We start from the raw sequence: 21,339 nt of genomic DNA, 5'->3' as shown, positions 1-21,339 counted from the left end.
GTCGTTGTTCTTGTTTGGTTCCGCTGCCTTCCAGTTGACCCACCGCAGAGGAAAAAGCAAGCCCGGGGCGCGGCTCAGGTCCGGCCGAACAGCCGTTCGATATCCGACAGCTTGAGTTCGACGTAGGTGGGTCGGCCATGGTTGCACTGGCCGGAATGGGGCGTCGCCTCCATCTCCCGCAGCAGCGCGTTCATCTCCTCCGCCCGCATGCGGCGGCCGGAGCGGATCGAACCATGGCAGGCGACGCGGGACAGGATCGCCTCGATCTTCGCCTGTACCAGATTGCTTTCGCCATCATCGTCCAGCTCATCCAGGATATCGCGCAGCATCGCCTCGGCATTCACTTCGCCCAGGATCGCCGGGGTTTCGCGCACCGCCACGGCGGAGCCGCCGAAAGCCTCGATGCCGAGACCGAAACGTTCCAGCTCCGTTGCCACCTCCAGCAGCCGGGCACAATCACCGGCGGAAAGTTCGACGATCTCCGGGATCAGCAACGCCTGGGCGGCGACACCGTTTTCCGCCATCTGCTTTTTCAGCTTTTCATAGACCAGCCGTTCATGCGCCGCGTGCTGATCGACGATCACCATGCCGCGTTCGGTCTGGGCGATGATGTAATTCTCATGCACCTGGCCGCGCGCGGCGCCGAGGGGCAGGGACTCCAGCGGTGCCTGATCGGGCGGCGGCGCGCTGTCTTCGACCACCCGGCCGCTGTAGGCGGTGGAGAATTCGGCGAAACCGGGCTCTGCCCGTGCCGGTGGCTCATGGCCGGGCGCCAGAGCGCCATAGGCCGGGGCCGGCACCATCCCCTCGGGGCTTTGTGCCCGATAGGACGCGATCCGCGCGCCGAGCGAGGGGCGATCCATCTGATAGACGCGCGGCGTCTCTCCCATGGGTTCGGGCCGCATCGCTCCCAGCGTGGCGGAGGCGACGGTGGAGGAGGCACGGTGCCCGGCCTCGGCCAGCGCATGGCGCAGGGCAGAGACGATCAGCCCGCGCGGCACGCCGGGATCGCGAAACCGCACCTCGGATTTGGCAGGGTGAACGTTGACGTCGACCAGCGTCGGGTCGCAATCGATGAACAGCGCCGCCGCCGGATGCCGGTCACGGCTGAGGAAATCGAAATAGGCCGCGCGGAGCGCGCCGGTCAGCATCTTGTCGCGCACCGGCCGGGCATTGACGAAGAGATACTGCGCCACCGCCGCGCCGCGCGAATAGGTCGGCAGCGCGGCATAGCCGAACAGGCGGATGCCGTCGCGGGTGGCGTCGATAGGCAGGGCATTTTCGACGAACTCCCGCCCCATCACCTGCCCCAGCCGGGCGCCGAGCGCATCGAACAGATCGCCGGTTTCCGCATCGGCGCGGAAGGTTACCCGCCCCTCGCCACCGCCGGAGACATCGCGCAGGGTGAAGCCGACAGAGGGTTCCGCCATCGCCAGCCGTTTGACGATATCGGTGATCGCCTGCGATTCGGCACGATCCGAACGCATGAATTTCAGGCGGGCCGGGGTGGCGAAGAAGAGATCGCGCAGTTCGACCACCGTGCCGGCGCGCAGGGCGGCGGGCTTCACCGGCTCCATCCGGCCGCCGGCGACACGGATGCTGGCGGCCTCCGCCCCCGGGGACCGGCTGGTGATGGTCAGCCGCCCGACCGCGCCGAGCGAGGGCAGCGCCTCGCCGCGAAATCCGAAGGTATGGATGTTCAGAAGGTCCGAGCCGTCGATCTTCGAGGTGGCATGGCGGGCCATGGCCAAGGGCAGATCGACCGGGGCGATGCCGCAGCCATTGTCGGTGGCCCGGATCAGCGTCTTGCCACCGTCGGCGACTTCGATGCCGATCCGGGTGGCACCGGCATCGATGGCGTTCTCCACCAGTTCCTTGACGGCGGAGGCGGGGCGTTCGACAACCTCGCCGGCGGCGATGCGGTTGATCGCCGCCTCGTCCAGTTGCCGGATGACCGGGCGGGGAATGTCGCTGATCTGGGGGTCGGGGGTAACCATGCCCCCAGATGTAGCGAACGGGCGGCGATTCTTCCAGTGTGGAAACCCGCTGATCTGCGTCGTGCCGGGGGCCGCCGGGGTCGCTTTGGCGCCTGCCATCGCTTGCCAAGCCGGCGCCCCCATGCGAGCCTCTGCGCGACCTGACCGACCCGGATATCCTGCCCCATGACCACCACAGAGATCGCCGCCACCACCCAGTTGCCGTTGGTCTCGGACCCGCGCAATCCGGGCCTGCCGCTGGACATGGCCTGGGTGCGGGCGGCCACCGCCAACCGGTCCGCCATCGAACGCCGCTGCGCCAGCTTGCCGGCGCGCCGCAGCGTCAAGAAGGACTATCAGGCCGCCTGGCTGCTGAAGGCGATCACCTGCATCGACCTGACCACGCTCGCCGGCGACGACACCGCCGAACGGGTCCGCCGGCTGTGCGCCAAGGCGCGCCAGCCGTTGCGCGCCGATCTGCTGGCCGCCCTCGGCTTCGACAGCCTCCATACCGGCGCGGTCTGTGTTTATCACGAGATGGTGGCGCCCGCCGTCGCCGCGCTCAAGGGGTCTGGCATCCCGGTCGCCGCCGTCTCCACCGGCTTTCCCGCCGGGCTGTCGCCCTTCGCGCTGCGGCTGGCCGAGATCGGAGAAAGCGTCGCCGCCGGGGCCGAGGAGATCGACATCGTGATTTCCCGCCGCCATGTGCTGGAGGGCAACTGGCAGGCGCTCTACGACGAGATGCGGCTGTTCCGCGAGGCCTGCGGCGAGGCGCATGTGAAGGCGATCCTGGCGACGGGGGAGCTCGGGACGCTGAAGAATGTCGCTCGTGCCTCGCTGGTCTGCATGATGGCGGGGGCGGATTTCATCAAGACCTCCACCGGCAAGGAGGCGGTGAACGCCACGCTGCCGGTGTCGCTGGTGATGATCCGGGCGATCCGCGACTATTACGACCGCACCGGCATCCGCGTCGGCTATAAACCCGCCGGCGGGATTTCCAAGGCCAAGGATGCGCTGGTCTATCTGTCGCTGATCAAGGAGGAGCTGGGCGACCGCTGGCTGCAGCCCGACCTGTTTCGCTTCGGCGCCTCCTCGCTTCTGGGGGATATCGAACGGCAGCTGGAACACCATGTCACCGGCGCTTATTCCGCTGGCTATTGCCATGCGGCGGGCTGAGGCGGGCGCGGCGCGCGTCGGACAGTTGAGTATTTGAGCAGAGAAGAAGCCATGACCGTCAAAGAGATTTTCGAGACGATGGAATACGGTCCCGCCCCCGAGAGCGCCGTCGAGGCGCTGAGCTGGCTGGTCGATCAGGGCGATTGTTTCGGCCAGTTCATCGACGGCCAGTTCACCGACCCCGGCGCGAGCTTCGACGCGATCAATCCCGCGACGGGGGAGGTTCTGGCGCACCTGACCCAGGCCACGGCCGAAGATGTCGACGCCGCCGTCGCCGCCGCCCGCAAGGCGCAACCGAAGTGGGAGGGGTTGGGCGGGTCCGGTCGGGCGCGCCATCTGTATGCGCTGGCGCGGCTCTTGCAGAAACACGCGCGGCTGTTCGCGGTGCTGGAGACTCTGGACAGTGGCAAACCGATCCGCGAGGCCCGCGATCTGGATGTGCCGCTGGCGCAGCGGCATTTCTATTATCACGCGGGCTTGGCCCAGTTGATGGAGGTCGAGCTGCCCGATCAGCGGGCGCTGGGGGTCTGCGGCCAGATCATCCCCTGGAATTTCCCGCTGCTGATGCTGGCGTGGAAGGTTGCCCCGGCACTGGCGGCCGGCAACACCGTGGTGCTGAAACCGGCCGAACAGACCACTCTCACCGCGATGCTTTTCGCCGATATCTGCCGGCAGGCCGGGCTGCCGAAGGGCGTGGTCAATATCGTCACCGGCGACGGGGCGGTGGGTGAGATGATCGTCACCCATCCGGGCATCGACAAGATCGCCTTTACCGGCTCGACCGAGGTGGGGCGCCGGATCCGCGTGGCGACGGCCGGGTCAGGCAAGGCGCTGACTTTGGAGCTGGGCGGCAAGTCGCCTTACATCGTCTTCGAGGACGCGGATTTGGACTCCGCCGTCGAGGGGCTGGTGGATGCCATCTGGTTCAACCAGGGGCAGGTCTGCTGTGCCGGCTCGCGTCTGCTGGTGCAGGAATCCGTCGCGGACCGGTTTCACGTGAAGCTGCGGGCGCGGATGGATCGGCTGCGGGTTGGCGATCCGCTGGACAAATGCACCGATGTCGGGGCGCTGGTCAGTGCCGAACAGCTTGCCCGTGTCGCCGATATGGTTGCCGCCAATGGCGCCGGCGCCGCTCATCGCGCCATCTGTGACCTGCCGGCGGCGGGCTGTTTCTATCCGCCGACGCTGATCACCGGCCTGGCGCCCTCCGACCCGCTGATGCAGGAGGAGATTTTCGGCCCTGTCCTCGTCTCCACCACCTTCCGCACGCCGGCGGAAGCGGTGCAGCTGGCCAACAACAGCCGCTATGGGCTGGCCGCCACCGTCTGGAGCGAGAATATCAGTACGGCGCTGGACATCGCGCCGAAACTGGTGGCCGGCGTGGTCTGGGTGAATGCCGCCAACCTGTTCGATGCGGCCGCCCCGTTCGGGGGGCTGCGCGAAAGCGGCTTTGGCCGGGAAGGCGGATCGGAGGGGCTGGCGGCCTACACCCAGCCCCGGGCGACGGCGAAACCGCTGGCCCCGGTCGTGGCGATGCCGGCGGGCCGTGGCGGGCCGGTCGATCCGGTCGACCGCACGCCCAAGCTCTATATCGGCGGCAAGCAGGCACGGCCCGATGGCGGCTACTCCCAGGCGATCTGGTCGAAGGCCGGCGCGCTGCTGGGGCAGGCGCCGATCGCCGGGCGCAAGGATGTGCGCAACGCGGTGGAGGCGGCGCAGGGCGCCGCCGGCTGGGCTGGCACGACCGGTCACCTGCGGGCGCAGATTCTCTATTACATCGCCGAGAATCTCTCTGCCCGGGCCGGGGAGTTCTCCCACCGCATTGATGCGATGACCGGCAAACGCCATGGCGCAAGAGAGGTGGAGGCCGCGATCCAGCACCTGTTCACTGCCGCCGCCTGGGCCGACAAATGGGACGGGCGCACCGCCAATGTGCCGCTGCGCGGCCTGGCGGTGGCGCTGAAGGAGCCGGTGGGGATCATCGGCGCGCTCTGTGCGGACGAGGCGCCGCTGCTGGGGCTGGTCAAGGCGATGGCACCGGCCATCGCACTGGGCAACCGGGTGGTTCTGGCGGCGTCGGAGCCCTTTCCGCTGGCGGCCACGGATTTCTATCAGATCCTCGACACCTCGGACGTGCCGGCCGGTGTGGTCAATATCCTGACCGGCCCGCATGCCGATCTGGCCGGGCCGCTGGCGGCGCATCTGGGGGTGGATGCGGTCTGGAGCTTCTCCTCCACCGCTCTTTCGGCCGAGATCGAGGCGGCGGCGGCCGGTAATCTGAAACGCACCTGGGTCAACGATGGGCTGGCGCACGACTGGTTTGACGCCGACCTGCGCCCCTTTCTGGAACAGGCAAGCGAGGAGAAGACCGTCTGGGTGCCCTACGGCGCCTGACCGCAGGAGACACGGGGGCGTGCTCGTTGCCGCTGTGGTAAGGCGGGCGTGGGGCCGCCTGTGGCTGCTGGGGCCACAGCGGCCGGTCAAATCGCCGGAAGGGTGACATTTTTCTTGTGACCTAGGGTAATGCACACATAATCGCGCCGAAATCCTGTCAGTTTTCGGTCTTTGATTTTTGGCGCTTTCCTCGGACACATATCAGACGGTTCTGATTTTCCACGGTCTTGGCAGCCCGGCGCGGCAGCTGGAGCCGGGCGAGGCCCGTTTTTGGCTGAGCCGCGACCGCTTTTGCGCGATTCTCGACCGGATCGCGGCCATGGGGCCGGCGGCACCGCTGATCACCTTCGACGATGGCAATGCCTCGGATATCGGGATCGCCCTGCCGGAGCTTGAGGCGCGGGGTCTCACAGCGGTGTTCTTCCTGCTGGCGGGGCGGCTGGACCAGCCGGGATCGCTGCGGCGCGAAGAGGTGACGGCGCTGGCGGCCGCAGGGCAGCGGATCGGCCTGCATGGGCGCGATCACCGCGACTGGCGCCAGCTGGATGCCACCGGACGCCAGCAGGAGTTTCGCGACGCGAGGGCCGAGTTGGCGGACCTGTCCGGGCAGGCGATCGACTGGGCGGCGGCGCCCTTCGGGCTTTATGACCGGCGGGTGGCGGGCCGGATCGCCACCGAGGGCTTCGGGGCGCTGTTCACCAGCGATTGGGGGCAGGCGCGGCAAGATGGCTTCCTGCGTCCGCGCAACTGCATCGATGCCGAGATGTCCGAGGCGCGGCTGACCGAGGCGCTGAACGGGCATGTGGCGCTGCGGCGCCGGCCGCGCCGCCTGATCGGGCTGGCGCGCAAGCGGCTTTTGCCGGCGGGAGGGGCAGCATGATCTCGGTCATCATCCCGGCCTATAACGAAGAGGGCTACATCGGCGAGACGCTGGAGCTGATCCTGCGGTCGGAGCGGCCCGGCGACGGTGCCAACGGTCTGCCGCCGGAGGTGATCGTGGTCGCCAACGGCTGTCGTGACAATACCGTGGCCGAAGCCGAGGCGCTGGCGCCGGCCTTCGCGGCGCGGGGCTGGGGGTTCCGGGTGCTTGATCTGGAAAAGGGCAGCAAGACCGGCGCGATGAATGCCGGCAGTGCGGCAGCGCGGCACGGGGCCCTGCTGTTCGTGGATGCCGATATCCATGTCACCCCCGGGCTGATCGCGGCCCTGGGCCGGGTGCTGGACCGCGAGACGCCCTGCTATGCCAGCGGCCGGCCGCGCATTCGGCGGGCGGAAACCTGGGTATCGCGGCAATATGCGCGGTTCTGGCAGCGGCTGCCCTTCATGGCAAAGAGCGTGGCGGGCTGCGGTGTCTATGGCGTGAACGGGGCCGGCCGTGCCCGCTGGGAGGAGATCCCCGAGGTGATCTCGGACGATATCTTTGTGCGCAGCCATTTCACCGCGCCCGAGATGGTCGCGGTGCCTGAGACCTATTCCTGGCCCATCGCCGAGGGCCTGGCGCGGCTGGTGCGGGTCCGGCGGCGCCAGAACGAGGGGCTGGAAGAGCTGTTCGGGCGCTACCCCGAGCTGCAGGCGAATCGCGGCCGCACCGCTCCGACGGGGCTGCGCAAGCTGGCGCTGCTGGTCTGCGATCCGCTGGGCTTTGCGGTCTATGCCGGTGTGGCGCTGGCAGTGCGGACGCCGCTTTTCGCCAACCGGAGCCGCTGGGAACGGGGGCGCGACACCGCCTGAGGCCGGCCGCGCCCTTCCGATCGGTCGTCAGGTCAGTTGGTTTCGCTCTCCAGCCCGGTGGGCTGGCCGACCACGACGAAGTGCAGCTGATCGGGGTCGAGCAATTTGGCCGCGACCCGGTTCACGTCGTCCTGCGTCACCGCGTTGATCTTGTCGTTGCGGGTGGCGATGTAGTCGATCGGCCGGCCGTCCATCTGCATGCCGACCATTATCGCGGCGATCCGGCTGTTGCCGTCGAAGCGCAGCGGGTAGGCGCCGGTCAGATAGGTCTTGGCATCCTGCAGCTCCTTCTCGGTCACGCCCTCGGTCTGCATCCGCACCCATTCGTCGTGGATGACCTGGATCGCCTTGGCGATGCGGTCGTTGCCGGAGGCGACGCTGCCCATGTAGACCGCCGCCAGATCGCGCGGCACCAGATAGGAATAGACGCCATAGGTCAGGCCGCGCTTCTCGCGCACCTCGGTCATCAGGCGGCTCTCAAACGAGCCCCCGCCGAGGATGGTGTTCAGCACATAGGCGGCGAAGAAATCCGGATCGTCGCGGTCCATCCCGCGCTGACCGAACAGCGCCACCGATTGCGGCGTGTCGAAGGGGATCACGGTGGTGCCGCCGGTGATGGTGACATCGGCCTTGGGCGGCAGCGGCGTGCCGGTCTCGGGCAGGTCGCCCAGCAGGGTGTCCAGCATCTGTCCCAGCGCCTCGGGGGTGATGTCGCCGACGGCGGCGACATACATCCGGTCACGGGCCAGCGCGCCCTGATGCGCGGTGACCAGATCGTCGCGGGTCAGATCGCCGATGCTGTTGATCGTGCCCTTGCCGTCGCTGCCATAGGGGTGATCGCCATAGGCCATCTTGCGGAAGGCGGCGCCGGCGATTTCGTTGGGATCCTTGGCGTCGGACCGCAGGCCGGAGAGGACCTGGGCGCGCACCCGTTCGATGGCGGTGGGGTCGAAGCGCGGATGCAGCAGCGTGTCGCGCAGCAGGGCGACCGCCTCGTCGCGGTTCTCGCTCAGCATCTCGGCCGAAACCTTGATGGTATCGGCATCGCTGCTGAACCCGAAAGAGGCGGCCAGGCTTTCCAGCCTGCGGGCATAGGCCTGGGCATCGAGATCGCCGGCGCCCTCTTCCAGCAGCCCGGTCATCAGGTTGGTGGCGCCGCGCTTGCCCGGCGCGTCGAGCGAGGTGCCGCCACGGAACCGGATGTCGAGCGCGGTGAAGGGGATGCTGTGATCCTCCACCAGCCAGGCGGTGATGCCGCCGGGGCTGGTGATCTCCTGAATCTTCACCGCGGCGGCGGCCGGCAGCGCCAGCAGGATCAGGAACAGGGCAGAAATCAGTCGCTTCATCATTGGGTCACCTCCGCCGCATCGTCACGCATCAGCCAGCCGGTGACAGAGGTCTCCGGGCGCAGCAAGTCTTTCGCCGCCTGCAGGATGTCGTCCTCGGTGATCGCCTGCAGCAGATCGGGCCAGGCCTGCACGTCCTCGACGGAGAGCCCGGTCGCCAGCGCCCGGCCATAGCGGTTGGCGATGCCCGAGACATTGTCGCGTTCGTAGATTTGCGCCGCGCGCAGCTGCAGCTTGATCCGGTCGAGCTGATCGCTGTCCACGCCGCCGGCGATGAAATCGCTCAACGTGGTGTCGAGTGCGGCCTCGGCATCCTTGAGCGTCACCCCCGGGCCCGGCACCAGCACGATGTCGAAGGTCGTGTCGTCCAGCGCGACACCGTTGTAGAAGGCGCCGGTATAGACAGCGGTATGGCTGTCGAACTGCAGTTTCTCTGCCAGGTAAGAGGTCTGGCCACCGCCCAGCAGCTCGGCCAGCAGATAGAGCGCGGCCGCCTGCTTCTGTGCGCCGGGGTCGCGTTCGGGCGCCAGATAGGACCGGCTGAGATAGGGCTGGGCCACCCGTGCGTCCTTCAGCGTCAGCCGTCGGGCGGCGCGCTGCGGCGGCTCCTGCGGGCGGATGCGGGGCGGCAGATCGGGGTTGGCGGGCAGCACGCCGTAATATTGCTCGGCCAGCGTCTTCACCTCGTCGGGGCTGACGTCGCCCGAGACCACGAGGATGGCGTTATTGGGGGCATAATAGGTGTGGTAGAAGGCCAGCGCATCGGCGCGGTCGAGCTGTTCCATCTCGCGTTTCCAGCCGATCACCGGGATGCCGTAGTGATGGTTGAGATACTGCGCCGCGTTCATCTGTTCGGAAAACAGCGCCCTGGGATTGTTCTCGATCCGCATGTTGCGCTCTTCCAGGATCACGTTCCGCTCGGTGGCGATGTCATCTTCGGTCAGCTGGAGGTTGACCATCCGGTCGGCCTCCATCTTCATCATCAGGCCCAGCCGGTCGGCGGCGACGCGCTGGAAATAGGCGGTGTAGTCGTAGCTGGTGAAGGCATTGTCCTGACCGCCATTGGCCGCCACCGTGGCCGACAGCTCGCCCGATTTCATGTTCTTGGTGTCCTTGAACATCAGGTGTTCGAGGAAATGCGCAATCCCCGAGGTGCCGGGCTTTTCGTCGGCGGCGCCGATCTTGTACCAGACCATCTGCTGGACCACCGGGGCGCGGTGATCCTCGACCACGACGACTTGCATGCCATTGGACAGCTCGAAACTGGTGACCATATCCGAGGTGGCCCTGGTTTCCGTCGCCAGCGCCGGCAGCGCCAGGGTGCCGGCAAATGCCCCCGCCAGGGCGATTTTTCTGAACATGCGATACCCTCCAGTCGTCCGCGCAAAGTCACGTCACCGCGGACAACCTACGCCCGGAGGGGCAGGGTTCAAGCGGTGTATCGGAAATGTGAGCCGACCGGAGCCCGGTTTGCGCGAGGGAAGCCGGGATCTGACAGAGGCTGCCGCGCCGGGCGGCGCCCGGTCAGGGTTTTTCGGGCGGCGAGCTGGGCGTATCCGCCCCGGACGCGCGATAGGTCGCGGTGGTGGGGAAGGGATCGAGCGCCTGGCGGCGATAGGCCTGTTCGTAGCGGTCGACCCGGAACAGGCGCAAACGGGTCATGCGCGACTGGCGCTTGCGGAATTTGGCGTCCACTTCGGCCAGTTCCTGGCGCACGTTGGGATCGACCCCATTGCGGCTGGCGGCGGTGATCAGGGTCGCGTCCGAGGCGGGAATGCCATCGATGCTGCGGCCGCCAAGCGCGGCCATCGCATCGCCGGTGGGGGTGGGATCGACAAGGTTCTTGCCGCCGGGCGTCGGGGCCGGCAGTTCGGAGTAATTCTGCGGGGCGGTCAGCGGTTTGACCGGCAGAATCATGAATTCGTCCGGACCGGGACCCGCGCTGCGCAGCTGGCGCAATCCCTTGTTCGAGCATCCGGCGACTGCAACGGTCGCCAGCATCAGAATGATCATACCCAGAGGGCGCCGCATGGCCACCGTCTCCCGCCTGTTTCGGGCGCTTTTAGCGCATTTGCCCGCCGAGGTCACGGGGCCTTTTTCCGACGCGCGCCGCTCCGCCCCTCGAACAGGATCAGCCCGGCGGCGCCGACGAAGATGAAGATGTCGCCGACATTGAAGACGAAGGGGTTGTTGAAGCCGCAGCAGGACATGTTGAGAAAGTCCAGCACATAGCCGTAGAGCAGGCGGTCGATCACGTTCCCCAGCGCGCCGCCGACCAGCAGGCCGGCGGAGAGCTGCATCCAGCGCGCCGGCTGGGCACGCATCACCCAGGTTAGCACGATCAGGCAGACCAGGACGGAAAAGCCGATCAGCAGCCAGCGCGACAGATCGGCCCCGTTGTCCAGCAACCCGAAGTTGATGCCGCGATTCTCGCCATAGCGGAAGTTCAGCAGCGGCGGCAGCACGTCGATGCTGCGCAGCCGTGCCAGGCCCATCCAGTGGACGACCAGGTACTTGCTGGCCTGATCCAGCAGAAAGGCCCAGAAACCGGCCCAGAACAGGAGCGAGAAGCGCATCGGCGGCTCAGTGGCGGAAGTGGCGCATGCCGGTGAAGACCATGGCCAGCCCGGCCTCGTCCGCCGCGGCGATCACCTCGTTGTCGCGCATCGATCCACCCGGCTGGATGACGCAGGTGGCGCCGGCGGCGGCGGCCTCCATCAGCCCGTCGGGGAAGGGGAAGAAGGCGTCGGAGGCCACGGCCGACCCGATGGTCAGCGGCTGCGGCAGACCCAGCGCCTCAGCCATGCGTTCGGCCTTCTTGGCGGCGATCAGCGCGCTGTCCACCCGGCTCATCTGGCCGGCGCCGACCCCGACGGTGGCCTGATCCTTGACGTAGACGATGGCGTTCGACTTGACGTGTTTCGCGACTTTCCAGGCGAACAGAAGATCGCGCATCTGCTCTTCGGTCGGGGCGATCTTGGTCACCACCTTCAGATCGTCCATGCCGATAAAGCCGTTGTCCTTGTCCTGCAGCAGGAAGCCGCCGGCGACCTGGCGGAAGGTCTGGCCGCCGGCCATCACGTCGGGCAGCCCGTCGGTGGTCAGCAGGCGCAGGTTCTTCTTCTTGGCGAAGATTTCCTTGGCCTCCTCCGAGGCGCCGGGCGCGATCACCACTTCGGTGAAGATGCCGGTGATTTCCTCGGCGGTTTCGGCATCGAGCGGTTTGTTCAGCGCCACGATGCCGCCGAAGGCGGAGGTGCGGTCGCAGTCGAAGGCGGCCTTATAGGCCTCCAGCAGGGTCGCGCCCTTGGCCACGCCGCAGGGGTTGGCGTGTTTGATGATGGCGCAGGCCGCGGTGTCCTCGGGGTCGAATTCCGCCACCAGCTCGAAGGCCGCGTCGGTATCGTTGATGTTGTTGTAGCTCAGTTCCTTGCCCTGATGCTGCACCGCGGTGGCCACGCCCGGGCGGTTGCTGCCGTCGGTGTAGAAGGCGGCCTTCTGATGCGGGTTCTCGCCATAGCGCAGGGTCTGGGCCAGCTCGCCGGCAAAGGCGCGGCGGCGCGGCGCTTCCTCCTGCAGGGCGCCGGCCATCCAGGTCGAGACGGCAGCATCATAGGCGGCGGTGCGGGCATAGGCGGTCAGCGCCAGTTTCTGGCGGAAGCCATAGGTGGTCTGGCCGTCGTTGGCATCCAGCTCGGCCAGCAGCGCATCGTAATCCTGAACGTCCACCACGACGTTGACGAAGAGGTGGTTCTTGGACGCGGCGCGGATCATCGCCGGACCGCCGATGTCGATATTCTCGATGCAGGTGGCGTAATCGGCGCCCTTGGCGACGGTTTCCTCGAACGGGTAGAGGTTGACGACCAGCAGGTCGATTGGCGCGATCAGATGGGTTTCCATCGCCGCCACATGGGCGGCATCGTCGCGCAGCGCCAGCAGACCGCCATGCACCATCGGGTGCAGCGTTTTGACGCGGCCGTCCATCATTTCCGGGAAACCGGTGATCTCGGAGACATCGCGAACCTCCAGCCCGGCATCGCGCAGGGTGCGCGCGGTGCCGCCGGTGCTGATCAGTTCGACCCCGCGCTCGGCCAGTGCGCGGCCCAGGTCGATCAGGCCGGTTTTGTCGGACACGGAAAGCAGGGCACGGCGAACGGGGTACAGGTCGGTCATGAGTCAATCCTTGATCTCGGTGAGTTCCTGAGCGCGGCATAATCCATAACCCGGCGGGATAGAACCACCCGAATGCGCCAGAACACGCTGTTTTGCGGGGCTGAACGCGGTTTTTCGCGGCGAATCGGTGGTGTGGCGCGGTTTGCGGGGGGCCGGCTCAGTTGAAATAATCTGTCTCGTTGCGGTGCAGGTCGCGCACCGCGATGGCGGTATCCTGGGCCTTGCTCAGCGACCAGCGCACCCGGGTATGATAGCTGAGCGCCCGGCCGGAGAGGACGATCTGCTGGCTGGCGCGCGGTTTCAGGCGGCCCTTTTCCAGATAGACGCTGGGTTCCAGCGCCAGGCTGCAGCTGCCGTCATGGCGGAACACCCAGATCTCGCCGCTCTTCAGCGCCATCGACACCGCCGCACCGCCCAGATCGACGGTGGCGTCGACCTCGGGGTGGAGATGCAGGCGGATGTCGAAGCCGATGCCGGAGAGCACGGTGGCGTCCATTGCCTTGTCGAACCGCCGCTTGTCGGGGTCCTCGACCGCCAGCAACATGTCCTCGGCGGCCAGTCCGCGGCCATCGAAGGTCAGTTCGAGGCTGCGGGCATGGGTCAGGCCGAAGCCGCGCAGATAGCCGTCGTGACCGCCCTGGAACCGGATGCCATCGTCCATCTCGGAGATCTCGATCGGCACCCGCACCGGCTCGTCGACCAGGGATTCGCGCGCCGATCCGCGTTCCGGATCGCCGAGCCGGGCACTGGAATAGCCATCGAGGCAGAGCGTCGAATGCGATGGCGTCGCCCGCCCGGCGCGGCGCCATTCCACCCCGAAGGAGGCGCCGGAGCCGCAGTTGACCACCAGCGGTCGGCGGCCCGAGGTCAGCTCGAACGCCAGCGTCGAGGCATGGGCGTTATAGGAGGCCGCGCCCTTCGGCGGCGCACTGGCATCGACGATCAGCGTGGTGCGGCCGCCGGTCAGCCGGGCATAACCCATCGCCAGCCCATCGGAATGGCGCGGCTTGACGTGACTTGCGGCCAGCGCGTGATCCAGCCGGCCCTCCATCCCGCGGCCGCCGCCGTGAAACCGTGCCAGTCCGCCATCGGCGTGGCGCAGGGTGCGCAGCGTGGGGGCGATGCGCTCGATCGCCGCCTGATGCGGCACCGGTACCCCGCGCCCGGCATCGTGCAGCACGGCGGCGGCCCAGGTCAGCAGGGTGAAGACCTCCAGCAGCTCTTCGGGGTTGCGGGTGGGTAGCCCGCCCTGATGGTCGATCTGGCTGTCGCATTCGCGGGCCAGCGCCCGTACCGCCGGATCGGCCAGGCTTTCCTGCCCCTCCAGCGACAGGCCGGCATAGATCAGCCCGGTCAGCGCCTCGAACCTGGGCAGGCCGGGGGCGGCGCCCTGCCAGCGTTTCGACAGAAACCAGCTCTGGGCCGCGAGCGCGCGATAAAACCGGTCGCTGGCGGCCCGGTCCTGGCCGCGCAGCAGGAACAGCGCGTGGTTGATCCAGCGGATCACCCGGCGGCCCGCCAGATCCGGGGTCCAGCCGGGGCCGCGGCCATCGCCATGGGTGTCGATCCAGCCCCAGAGCCAGGCCTGCGCCCGGGCCCGTGCCGGCAGATCGCCGACGGCGGCCAGATCGTCCAGCCAGGCGAAACCGTGACGCTCGGCATCGAAGGCTGCATTCGGCGCCTCGACATCCCAGAGCGCGGTTTCGCGCGATTCGATCAGGTAACCAGCGAAGAGCAGGTTGCCGGCGATGAGCTGACGGCCGCGTGCGAAGGAGCCGATGGTGCGCGGTTCGGGCTGCGACACGAAGCCGGTCGCGGCCTTCTGCCGCCGGCTCAGCCGGGCATAGAGCCGGTTGAGGACACGTGTCCCGCGGCCGGCGAAACTGTCTGGACTCGACATGCGCGCTGCCTCTCACGCTCTCTGGCGTTTGCGCGGAGCATAGCGGCGGGCGAGGCGCAAGTCACTTATGAAACCCGGGGTCAGGGGGTTTTGCGCAGGCAAGCGATGTAAAATCCATCCATGCCGCCGCGCTCGGGCCAGTAATCGGGCCTGAGCCGCAGGCCGCCCTCCTCGGTGATCCACTCCGGATCGACGCCGGGCAGGCGCAGCGCATCGCGGTCGATCCGGGCGTCGGGGAGGATATCCAACGCCTCCTCGATCTGGACCTCGCCCTCGTCGGGCAGCAGCGAACAGGTGCAATAGACCAGCCGCCCGCCGGGTTTCAGCTGCGCCCAGGCATGCAGCAGCATTTGCGTCTGCAGTTCGATCAGCCCGCCGAAGTCGGAACCGTCCTTGGCGAAGGGCAGGTCGGGGTGGCGGCGGATGGTGCCGGTGGCCGAACAGGGCGCATCCAGCAGGATGGCATCGTAGTGCCCGGCATGCTCCAGCGCGTCCGAGACCACGACCCTGGCCTGCAGCCCGGTGCGCGACAGGTTCTCGCGCAGCCGGTTCAGCCGCGCGTCGGAGATGTCGAGCGCGGTGACATCGGCGCCGGCGGCGGCCAATTGCAGTGTCTTGCCGCCGGGGGCCGCGCACATGTCGAGGATGGTTTCGCCGGGCGCCGGCGCCAGCACCCGGGCGGGCAGGGCGGCGGCGGCATCCTGCACCCACCAGGTGCCCTGATCATAGCCCGGCAGGGTCGAGACCTGACCGGCATCGACCAGCCGGAGCGAGCCGGTCGGCAGCGCCTCGGCCTGTGGCAGGGCGGTCTCGGCACCCTCGGCACCGGGGCGCGGGGTGATGTCGAGCGGCGCGCCGGCCAGATGCGCGGTCTCCATCGCGGCGACGGCGGGGCCACCCCAGGCGGCGACCAGCGGGCTGCGCAGCCATTTTGGCAGCCGTGGCGCCCGCAGCGCTGCCCAAGCCTCGGGTCCGTCGGCGGCGATCTTGCGCAGCACCGCATTGACCAGCCCCTTGAGATGCGACAACCTACGGTTGCGGCCGACGATTTCGACCATCGCATTGACCACCCCATGGGCGGCGGCGCCATGGCAGAGCTCCATAGTGCCGAGCCTGAGCGCGTTGCGCACGGTCAGCGGCGGCATCCGTTTCAGGTGTTTCGCCAGCAGTCGGTCGGAACGTTCCAGCCCGCGCAGTGTGTCCAGCGCCAGCCGTTGGGCGCGGGCGCGGTCTGCGGGCTCCAGCCGGTCCAGCGCGCCGGCGGCCAGGCATTCGGACAGCAGCCGTTCCTCGCCCAGCACCTGATCAAGCAGATAGATCGCGCTGCGCCGCGCCGCTGTCGCGCTGTCGTCCATAATCGTTCCCATCAGGTTGCGCCGCCCGGCTTGTCCCCCGGCGACAGGGGCGTATATCACAGGCAGAGCACAAAGGAACCCGCCATGAGTGAACGCGACGATATCCCCGCCGACCTGCCCCCCGCCGCGCAGCGGGCGCTGGCCGAAGCGGCCGAGCGGCGCCGGAAGGCCGAGGCCGAGGCGAAGGCCAATCCGATGCCGAAGGAACTGGGCGGGCGCGACGGCCCCGAGCCGGTGCGCTACGGCGATTGGGAGAAAAAGGGCATCGCCATCGACTTCTGAGCCGGCGAATCAGCTCCGGGTCAGGGCCGTGGCGGCGCCGGGTCAGACTGGCCCGGGCCATCATGCCGGTCGGCGGCACCCGGAACCCGAGGCCGATCCGCCGCGCGTGGCGGCGGGGTCCGGCGGGCGGTTACAGCCCCAGCACATCCACCATGTCGTATTGGCCCGGGCCCTGTCCCTGTCCCCAGAGCGCGGCCTTGAGCGCGCCGCGGGCAAAGATTGCCCGGTCCGTCGCCACATGGCGCAGCACGATCCGCTCGCCATCCGCGGCGAAAAGCACGTCGTGTTCGCCGACGATATCGCCGCCACGGATCGCCGAGAACCCGATGTGTCCGCGTTCGCGCGCGCCGGTGATGCCGTCGCGGCCCCGGTCGGCCACTTCGCTCAGGGCGACGCCACGGCCTTCGGCGGCAGCTTCGCCCAGCATCAGCGCGGTGCCCGAGGGGGCGTCGACCTTATGGCGGTGGTGCGCCTCGATCACCTCGATATCGAAATCCTCGTCCAGCGCCGCGGCCACCCGTTTCGTCAATTGAACCAGCAGGTTGACCCCCAGGCTCATGTTGCCGGCGCGGATGATCGCCGCGTGGCGTGCCGCCGGTTCCAGCCGGGCGATCTGCGCCTCGGTCATGCCGGTGGTGCCGATCACATGCACGGCGCGGGCCTGGGCGGCAAGGGCGGCGAATTCCAGCGTCGCGTCCGGTGTGGTGAAATCGATCACCGCCTGGGCCTGGGCGAAGGCCTCCAGCGGCTGGTCGGTGACGGTGACGCCGAGCGGCGCGCCGCCCATCGCCTCGCCGACATCGCGGCCGACCCAGGAATGCCCGGCGCGTTCCACCGCGCCGACCAGATGCGCCTTGTCGCTGTCGCTGACGGTCCGGATCAGCATCTGCCCCATCCGGCCCGATGCCCCGGTCACCACGATCCCCGGCTTGAATGTCATCTCGGCGCCCTTTCGTTGCAAATCACCGGCAAATCCCTAACGCTTAAGGCGCCGCTTGGCAAAGCCTCGCCAAGCGCCTAGATCGGAACCATGGCAAAGAACAAATTCCACGATGGTGCAGGCCCCTCGCAGCGGCAATTGCGGGTGAGCGAGCTGATCCGGCGCACGTTGGCCGAGGTGCTGGCGCGCGGCGATATCCATGACCCGGACCTGAACCGCATGTCGGTGACCGTGGGCGAGGTGCGAATCTCTCCCGATCTGAAGATCGCCACCGCCTATGTGCTGCCGCTGGGCGGTCAGGGGCAGGACGACGTGCTGAAGCTGCTGGCCCGCAACAAGGGCGAGCTGCGGCGCATCATCGGCAAAAAGACCGGGCTGAAATACGCCCCCGATCTGCGGTTCCAGCTGGACCAGACCTTCGATCAGATGGACGACACCCGCCGGATGCTGTCGCAGGAGGCGGTGCGCCGGGACCTGGATACGTGATCCGCGCCGCGCTGATCCTGCTGGGGCTGAGCATTGCCTCTGCGGCCGGCGCGGTCGAGTGCCGGGACACCCGCTTTGAGGGCAATCTCTATACGCTCTGCGAAGTGGATGCCGCGCAGGAGGATCTGCGGCTGTTCCTGCGGGACGAGGCTGGCGAGATCCTCGGCCAGTTCGGCGCGGTGAACGATCGGTTGGCGGCGGCCGGCAAAAAGCTGGTCTTCGCGATGAACGCCGGCATGTATCATCAGGACCGCTCCCCCGTTGGCCATTATGTCGAGAACGGCGAGGAACTGATGCGGGTGATCCCCAATGCGGGGCCCGGAAATTTCGGCCTGCTGCCCAATGGCGTCTTCTGCATCCGGCCGGGGCGGGCGGATGTGTTCGAAACCCGCCGCTTCATCGAGGAAAAGCCCGCCTGCCGCGATGCCACGCAATCGGGGCCGATGCTGGTGATCGACGGGGAGCTGCACCCGCGGTTCCTGCCCGACAGTACATCGCATTACGTGCGCAACGGGGTCGGCACCAGCGCCGACGGCCGCCGTGCGGTGTTCGTCCTGTCGCGCAGCGCGGTGACCTTTTACGATTTCGGGCGGTTCTTCCGCGATGCGCTGCAGCTGCCGCAGGCGCTCTATTTCGATGGCAATGTCTCGCGGCTCTATGCGCCGGGGATCGGGCGCAACGATCCGGGGTTCGATCTGGGGCCGATCGTCGGCGTGGTGGAACCGGCGGGCTGAACGCCGGCATGCCGCAATTGCGAAATTGACAGCCGGCAGACCATGGGCTAGGCCCCCGGCCTCATCTTCAGGGGCTCGAACGGGGACGACATGGCACGCAAACGCAAGGGGCGCGATATTTCCGGCTGGCTGGTGGTGGACAAGCCTGCGGGCATGACCTCGACCGCCGTTGTGAACAAGGTACGCTGGGCGCTCGAGGCGAAGAAGGCGGGTCACGCCGGTACGCTTGACCCGGAGGCGACCGGGGTTCTGGCGGTGGCGCTGGGGGAGGCGACCAAGACGGTGCCCTATATCACCGATGCGCTGAAGGCCTATCGGTTCATCGTGCGGCTGGGGCAGGCGACCAACACTGACGATGCCGAGGGCGAGGTGATCGCGGAGAGCGATGCGCGCCCTTCGGACGAGGAGATCAAGGCGGCGCTCGGCGGGTTCATCGGCGATATCATGCAGGTGCCGCCGAAATTCTCGGCGGTGAAGATCGACGGCCAGCGCGCCTATAAGCTCGCCCGCGAGGGGGAGGATTTCGAGGTCGAGGCGCGGCCGCTCTGGGTCGAGGAGCTGGTGATGACGGATCGCCCCGATGCCGATCACGTCGAGCTGGAGATGACCTGCGGCAAGGGCGGCTATGTCCGCTCTATCGCCCGCGATCTGGGCGAGGCCCTGGGCTGTCATGGCCATGTGGTGCGGCTGCGCCGGATCTGGTCCGGGCCCTTCGAGGCCGAGGACGGCATCAGTATCGATCAGGTCGACGAACTGGCCCGGACCCCGGCGCTGGACGATCATCTGCTGCCGCTGGAACAGGGGTTGGCCGATCTGCCCGAGGTGAAATGCACCGCCGACGGCGCGGCCCGGCTGCGAAACGGCAACCCGGGAATCGTGATGCCGGGAGAGGTCGAATACGGTGACGAATGCTGGGCCTCTTATCAGGGCAAGGCTGTCGCGGTCGGCATCTTCAAGGCCGGAGAACTGCACCCCAGCCGGGTTTTCCTGACCTGAGCCGGCAGGCCCCGGGGCGGCGAGGGCGGCATCGCGTCGCTCCCCCGGGAATGTGATATATTCGATCTTGCGAATTCGTCTCTTTGGCGCGAGGCTCCGCGGCGCAGCGGGGCCTTTCCCCGCGTGAAAGGAGACTCACATGAAACCCGTGGATTTCGTCGCTACGCTGTTTGACGGCACCTCCAACCCGAACAAGATCACGGTTGCCTTCACCATGGCGCTGAACGCACTGAACAAGGGCCACAGCGCGATGGTGCTGCTGATGGTCGAAGCGGTGGAACTGGGCAAGCCCGGGATGCTGGACGGCATCGACATCGGCAAGCCGTTTTCGCCGGCGGGCGAGTTGCTGGAGCAGTTCCTGGCCGCTGGCGGCCGGATCGGGGTCTGCGGCTCCTGCATGATCCACAACGGCTTCACCGCCGAGGAGATGGTCCCGAGTTACGAGATCATCACCGCCCCCGATGTGGTCGATCTGCTGATGGAGGCCAAGGGCTCCCTGCAGATCACCTGAGCCTTTTCGCCGGGACGGGGGCCGGTTCCGGCTCGCCCGCCCCGGCGGAACTCACAACGCGCGCAGGTGCTTCTTGTAGGGGAAGGGATCCATGTCGACGACATCTATGCTGATGCTGTCGATTTCGGGGAACCGCTCTGCCAGCGCCGCGCGCAGGCCGATCGCCAGCTGTTCCTTCTGCTCCGGCGTGCGGCCGGAGAGCAGTTTGGCGGTCAGGTGCAGATAGCTCTGGCGCCCGTCCAGCATCAGAAAATCCGCCGTATCGCAAATCCGCAGCTTGATGTCGGAGGCCTCGATGAAATCGCAGGCGCCGCCCACCTCGCCGGCGATGCGCATCGCATCGGTGCGGGCCTCTGGGGTGGTCAGGGCGTTGCCCTGTTCGAGAATGAAATGCGGCATGGCCGTCTTGCCTCCGGGATCGTTGCGTTTCGTGCCTAGTCCGGCGCCGGGGCGGCGGCAAGGGCAACGGCCCTCAGCGCAGGATCAGCCGGCGCTCCGCCTCGCTCAGGTCTTCGGTCCGGGCGGGATTCAGCGCGCCGGTGCGGAACAGCCGGACAACGTGAATCTGGGCGTCCTGCAGATGCTCGCGCAGCTCTTCGCGCAGCCGGTCGACATCGCGGGCGCGCAGCGCGTCGATGATCGGATCGTGGGTGCGGGCAATCTCTGACGGATCGCTGTAGAGCTGGCCGACCAGCGCGATGCCTGCGCGCATCTCGGCGGCGATCTGATCGAACAGCCGCAGGATGCGGGAATTGCCGCCCAGTTCGCAGAGCATGCGGTGAAAGGCGAAATCCTGCACCACCTGTTCCTGGGTCTGCCCTTCGGTGGCCAGATCGTGCAGCAGCTTCACCTGCGCGGCGAGCCGGTCCAGATCCGCCGGGGTCATCCGGCTCATCGCCGCCTCTGCGGCGTGCAGCTCCAGGCATTCGCGCAGGTCGTAGACTTCCTTCAGCTCATCTGCATCGTAGGAATGCACGAAAAACCCGCGCCGGGGATGCGAAACGATCAGTCCCTGACTTTCCAGCAGGCGCAGGCCTTCCCGCACCGGGGCGCGGGAGATTCCCAGTTCCTTCGCCAGTCTTGCGTCCGCTACCTTGTCACCGGGACGCAGGCGGCCGTCGCCGATCGCGTCGAGCACTTCATCGGCAACCCGGGTTGCCAGATCGGCGGGTTGCAGGGCGTCGAACAACTGGCGGCCGGAGGGGCGCTGATCATGCATGGCGGTCGGTACTCCTCTCGCTCGGGTCAGTGGCGGGACCTCCTGCCGCCGATCCGTACTGATACTAAATGGCGCTGCCCGTTTTGGGGACAATATGTGCCTATTCACGGAAATTCCAGT

General features: G+C 67.6%; 20 protein-coding genes. 9 read left to right on the top strand and 11 right to left on the bottom strand.

Translation table 11 applies throughout. The features are described 5' to 3' along the window. Positions 1-74: 74 nt before the first annotated feature. Complete coding sequence (gene mutL, locus QO033_RS03770; protein WP_284479594.1) at positions 75-1,997, bottom strand: DNA mismatch repair endonuclease MutL; 1,923 nt, start codon at positions 1,995-1,997, stop codon at positions 75-77. A 165-nt stretch (positions 1,998-2,162) separates the two neighbouring features. Here mutL and deoC point away from each other — a divergent pair, with 165 nt between their 5' ends. From deoC to QO033_RS03750, 4 genes are all read left to right on the top strand, one after another. Next, positions 2,163-3,152, top strand: coding sequence for a deoxyribose-phosphate aldolase (gene deoC / locus QO033_RS03765; protein WP_284479593.1), 990 nt, complete (start codon positions 2,163-2,165; stop codon positions 3,150-3,152). A gap of 51 nt (positions 3,153-3,203) precedes the next feature. Next, the gene (locus QO033_RS03760; RefSeq protein ID WP_284479592.1) at positions 3,204-5,546 is read left to right on the top strand and encodes an aldehyde dehydrogenase family protein; all 2,343 of its coding nucleotides are present in this window, start codon (positions 3,204-3,206) and stop codon (positions 5,544-5,546) included. Between the two features lie 178 nt (positions 5,547-5,724). Further along, the gene (locus QO033_RS03755) at positions 5,725-6,426 is read left to right on the top strand and encodes a polysaccharide deacetylase family protein (RefSeq protein WP_284479591.1); all 702 of its coding nucleotides are present in this window, start codon (positions 5,725-5,727) and stop codon (positions 6,424-6,426) included. Then, entirely contained in the window at positions 6,423-7,277 is an 855-nt protein-coding gene (locus tag QO033_RS03750) for a glycosyltransferase (RefSeq protein ID WP_284479590.1), read from the top strand. Before QO033_RS03755 ends, QO033_RS03750 begins: the two co-directional genes overlap by 4 nt. A 32-nt stretch (positions 7,278-7,309) precedes the next feature. Here the strand turns inward: QO033_RS03750 and QO033_RS03745 are convergent, their stop codons facing one another. From QO033_RS03745 to QO033_RS03715, 7 genes are all read right to left on the bottom strand, one after another. Further along, positions 7,310-8,623 carry a M16 family metallopeptidase gene (locus QO033_RS03745; protein WP_284479745.1) on the bottom strand — a complete coding sequence of 438 codons (1,314 nt, stop codon included), beginning with the start codon at positions 8,621-8,623 and terminating at the stop codon, positions 7,310-7,312. Further along, positions 8,623-9,984, bottom strand: a complete 1,362-nt coding sequence (locus QO033_RS03740; RefSeq protein ID WP_407682088.1) for a M16 family metallopeptidase — start codon at positions 9,982-9,984, stop codon at positions 8,623-8,625. The genes QO033_RS03745 and QO033_RS03740 overlap by 1 nt, the downstream gene beginning before the upstream one ends. A gap of 163 nt (positions 9,985-10,147) precedes the next feature. Further along, complete coding sequence (locus QO033_RS03735; protein ID WP_284479589.1) at positions 10,148-10,654, bottom strand: DUF3035 domain-containing protein; 507 nt, start codon at positions 10,652-10,654, stop codon at positions 10,148-10,150. Between the two features lie 53 nt (positions 10,655-10,707). Then, entirely contained in the window at positions 10,708-11,199 is a 492-nt protein-coding gene (gene lspA / locus QO033_RS03730) for a signal peptidase II (RefSeq protein ID WP_284479588.1), read from the bottom strand. A gap of 7 nt (positions 11,200-11,206) precedes the next feature. Beyond that, entirely contained in the window at positions 11,207-12,796 is a 1,590-nt protein-coding gene (gene purH, locus QO033_RS03725; RefSeq protein ID WP_284479587.1) for a bifunctional phosphoribosylaminoimidazolecarboxamide formyltransferase/IMP cyclohydrolase, read from the bottom strand. Between the two features lie 157 nt (positions 12,797-12,953). Beyond that, positions 12,954-14,696 carry a heparinase II/III family protein gene (locus QO033_RS03720; RefSeq protein ID WP_284479586.1) on the bottom strand — a complete coding sequence of 581 codons (1,743 nt, stop codon included), beginning with the start codon at positions 14,694-14,696 and terminating at the stop codon, positions 12,954-12,956. A gap of 80 nt (positions 14,697-14,776) precedes the next feature. After that, positions 14,777-16,051: an RsmB/NOP family class I SAM-dependent RNA methyltransferase gene (locus tag QO033_RS03715; RefSeq protein WP_284479743.1), complete on the bottom strand. Its 1,275-nt coding sequence runs from the start codon at positions 16,049-16,051 to the stop codon at positions 14,777-14,779. An 84-nt stretch (positions 16,052-16,135) separates the two neighbouring features. On the opposite strand from QO033_RS03715, the gene QO033_RS03710 reads away from it, so the two are divergent. Further along, positions 16,136-16,333 (top strand): DUF1674 domain-containing protein, encoded by a 198-nt coding sequence (locus QO033_RS03710; protein WP_284479585.1) that lies wholly within the window; start codon positions 16,136-16,138, stop codon positions 16,331-16,333. 130 nt (positions 16,334-16,463) lie between these two features. Here the strand turns inward: QO033_RS03710 and dapB are convergent, their stop codons facing one another. Continuing rightward, on the bottom strand, positions 16,464-17,273 hold the full coding sequence (dapB, locus tag QO033_RS03705; protein ID WP_284479584.1) for a 4-hydroxy-tetrahydrodipicolinate reductase: 810 nt from the start codon (positions 17,271-17,273) through the stop codon (positions 16,464-16,466). A 90-nt stretch (positions 17,274-17,363) separates the two neighbouring features. On the opposite strand from dapB, the gene rbfA reads away from it, so the two are divergent. The 4 genes from rbfA (at position 17,364) to QO033_RS03685 (ending at position 20,000) form a co-directional block, all read left to right on the top strand. Next, positions 17,364-17,759 carry a 30S ribosome-binding factor RbfA gene (gene rbfA, locus QO033_RS03700; protein ID WP_284479583.1) on the top strand — a complete coding sequence of 132 codons (396 nt, stop codon included), beginning with the start codon at positions 17,364-17,366 and terminating at the stop codon, positions 17,757-17,759. Continuing rightward, positions 17,756-18,493, top strand: coding sequence for a phosphodiester glycosidase family protein (locus QO033_RS03695; RefSeq protein ID WP_284479582.1), 738 nt, complete (start codon positions 17,756-17,758; stop codon positions 18,491-18,493). The genes rbfA and QO033_RS03695 overlap by 4 nt, the downstream gene beginning before the upstream one ends. A 90-nt stretch (positions 18,494-18,583) precedes the next feature. Next, positions 18,584-19,489, top strand: a complete 906-nt coding sequence (gene truB, locus QO033_RS03690; RefSeq protein ID WP_284479581.1) for a tRNA pseudouridine(55) synthase TruB — start codon at positions 18,584-18,586, stop codon at positions 19,487-19,489. A 139-nt stretch (positions 19,490-19,628) separates the two neighbouring features. Further along, complete coding sequence (locus QO033_RS03685; protein ID WP_284479580.1) at positions 19,629-20,000, top strand: DsrE family protein; 372 nt, start codon at positions 19,629-19,631, stop codon at positions 19,998-20,000. 51 nt (positions 20,001-20,051) lie between these two features. On the opposite strand, the gene QO033_RS03680 is transcribed toward QO033_RS03685, so the two are convergent. Together QO033_RS03680 and QO033_RS03675 are read right to left on the bottom strand one after the other, a co-directional pair. Next, positions 20,052-20,399: a tautomerase family protein gene (locus QO033_RS03680; protein WP_284479579.1), complete on the bottom strand. Its 348-nt coding sequence runs from the start codon at positions 20,397-20,399 to the stop codon at positions 20,052-20,054. Positions 20,400-20,472: 73 nt separating this feature from the next. Further along, on the bottom strand, positions 20,473-21,219 hold the full coding sequence (locus QO033_RS03675; protein WP_284479578.1) for a GntR family transcriptional regulator: 747 nt from the start codon (positions 21,217-21,219) through the stop codon (positions 20,473-20,475). Between the last annotated feature and the right edge of the window lie 120 nt (positions 21,220-21,339).

This window comes from Pseudodonghicola flavimaris, from assembly GCF_030164425.1.
GTDB classification, from domain to species: domain Bacteria; phylum Pseudomonadota; class Alphaproteobacteria; order Rhodobacterales; family Rhodobacteraceae; genus Pseudodonghicola; species Pseudodonghicola flavimaris.
The sequence above is the reverse complement of the archived record's forward strand: the minus strand, read 5'-3'. Positions and strand labels throughout refer to the sequence as shown.

What these genes read in the sequence shown, in the direction of transcription:
- mutL (WP_284479594.1), bottom strand. Translation starts at nt 1,997, where the DNA reads ATGGTTACCCCCGACCCCCAGATCAGCGACATTCCCCGCCCGGTCATC.
- deoC (WP_284479593.1), top strand. Translation starts at nt 2,163, where the DNA reads ATGACCACCACAGAGATCGCCGCCACCACCCAGTTGCCGTTGGTCTCG.
- QO033_RS03760 (WP_284479592.1), top strand. Translation starts at nt 3,204, where the DNA reads ATGACCGTCAAAGAGATTTTCGAGACGATGGAATACGGTCCCGCCCCC.
- QO033_RS03750 (WP_284479590.1), top strand. Translation starts at nt 6,423, where the DNA reads ATGATCTCGGTCATCATCCCGGCCTATAACGAAGAGGGCTACATCGGC.
- QO033_RS03745 (WP_284479745.1), bottom strand. Translation starts at nt 8,623, where the DNA reads ATGAAGCGACTGATTTCTGCCCTGTTCCTGATCCTGCTGGCGCTGCCG.
- QO033_RS03740 (WP_407682088.1), bottom strand. Translation starts at nt 9,984, where the DNA reads ATGTTCAGAAAAATCGCCCTGGCGGGGGCATTTGCCGGCACCCTGGCG.
- QO033_RS03735 (WP_284479589.1), bottom strand. Translation starts at nt 10,654, where the DNA reads ATGCGGCGCCCTCTGGGTATGATCATTCTGATGCTGGCGACCGTTGCA.
- lspA (WP_284479588.1), bottom strand. Translation starts at nt 11,199, where the DNA reads ATGCGCTTCTCGCTCCTGTTCTGGGCCGGTTTCTGGGCCTTTCTGCTG.
- purH (WP_284479587.1), bottom strand. Translation starts at nt 12,796, where the DNA reads ATGACCGACCTGTACCCCGTTCGCCGTGCCCTGCTTTCCGTGTCCGAC.
- QO033_RS03720 (WP_284479586.1), bottom strand. Translation starts at nt 14,696, where the DNA reads ATGTCGAGTCCAGACAGTTTCGCCGGCCGCGGGACACGTGTCCTCAAC.
- QO033_RS03715 (WP_284479743.1), bottom strand. Translation starts at nt 16,051, where the DNA reads ATGGACGACAGCGCGACAGCGGCGCGGCGCAGCGCGATCTATCTGCTT.
- QO033_RS03710 (WP_284479585.1), top strand. Translation starts at nt 16,136, where the DNA reads ATGAGTGAACGCGACGATATCCCCGCCGACCTGCCCCCCGCCGCGCAG.
- dapB (WP_284479584.1), bottom strand. Translation starts at nt 17,273, where the DNA reads ATGACATTCAAGCCGGGGATCGTGGTGACCGGGGCATCGGGCCGGATG.
- rbfA (WP_284479583.1), top strand. Translation starts at nt 17,364, where the DNA reads ATGGCAAAGAACAAATTCCACGATGGTGCAGGCCCCTCGCAGCGGCAA.
- truB (WP_284479581.1), top strand. Translation starts at nt 18,584, where the DNA reads ATGGCACGCAAACGCAAGGGGCGCGATATTTCCGGCTGGCTGGTGGTG.
- QO033_RS03685 (WP_284479580.1), top strand. Translation starts at nt 19,629, where the DNA reads ATGAAACCCGTGGATTTCGTCGCTACGCTGTTTGACGGCACCTCCAAC.
- QO033_RS03680 (WP_284479579.1), bottom strand. Translation starts at nt 20,399, where the DNA reads ATGCCGCATTTCATTCTCGAACAGGGCAACGCCCTGACCACCCCAGAG.
- QO033_RS03675 (WP_284479578.1), bottom strand. Translation starts at nt 21,219, where the DNA reads ATGCATGATCAGCGCCCCTCCGGCCGCCAGTTGTTCGACGCCCTGCAA.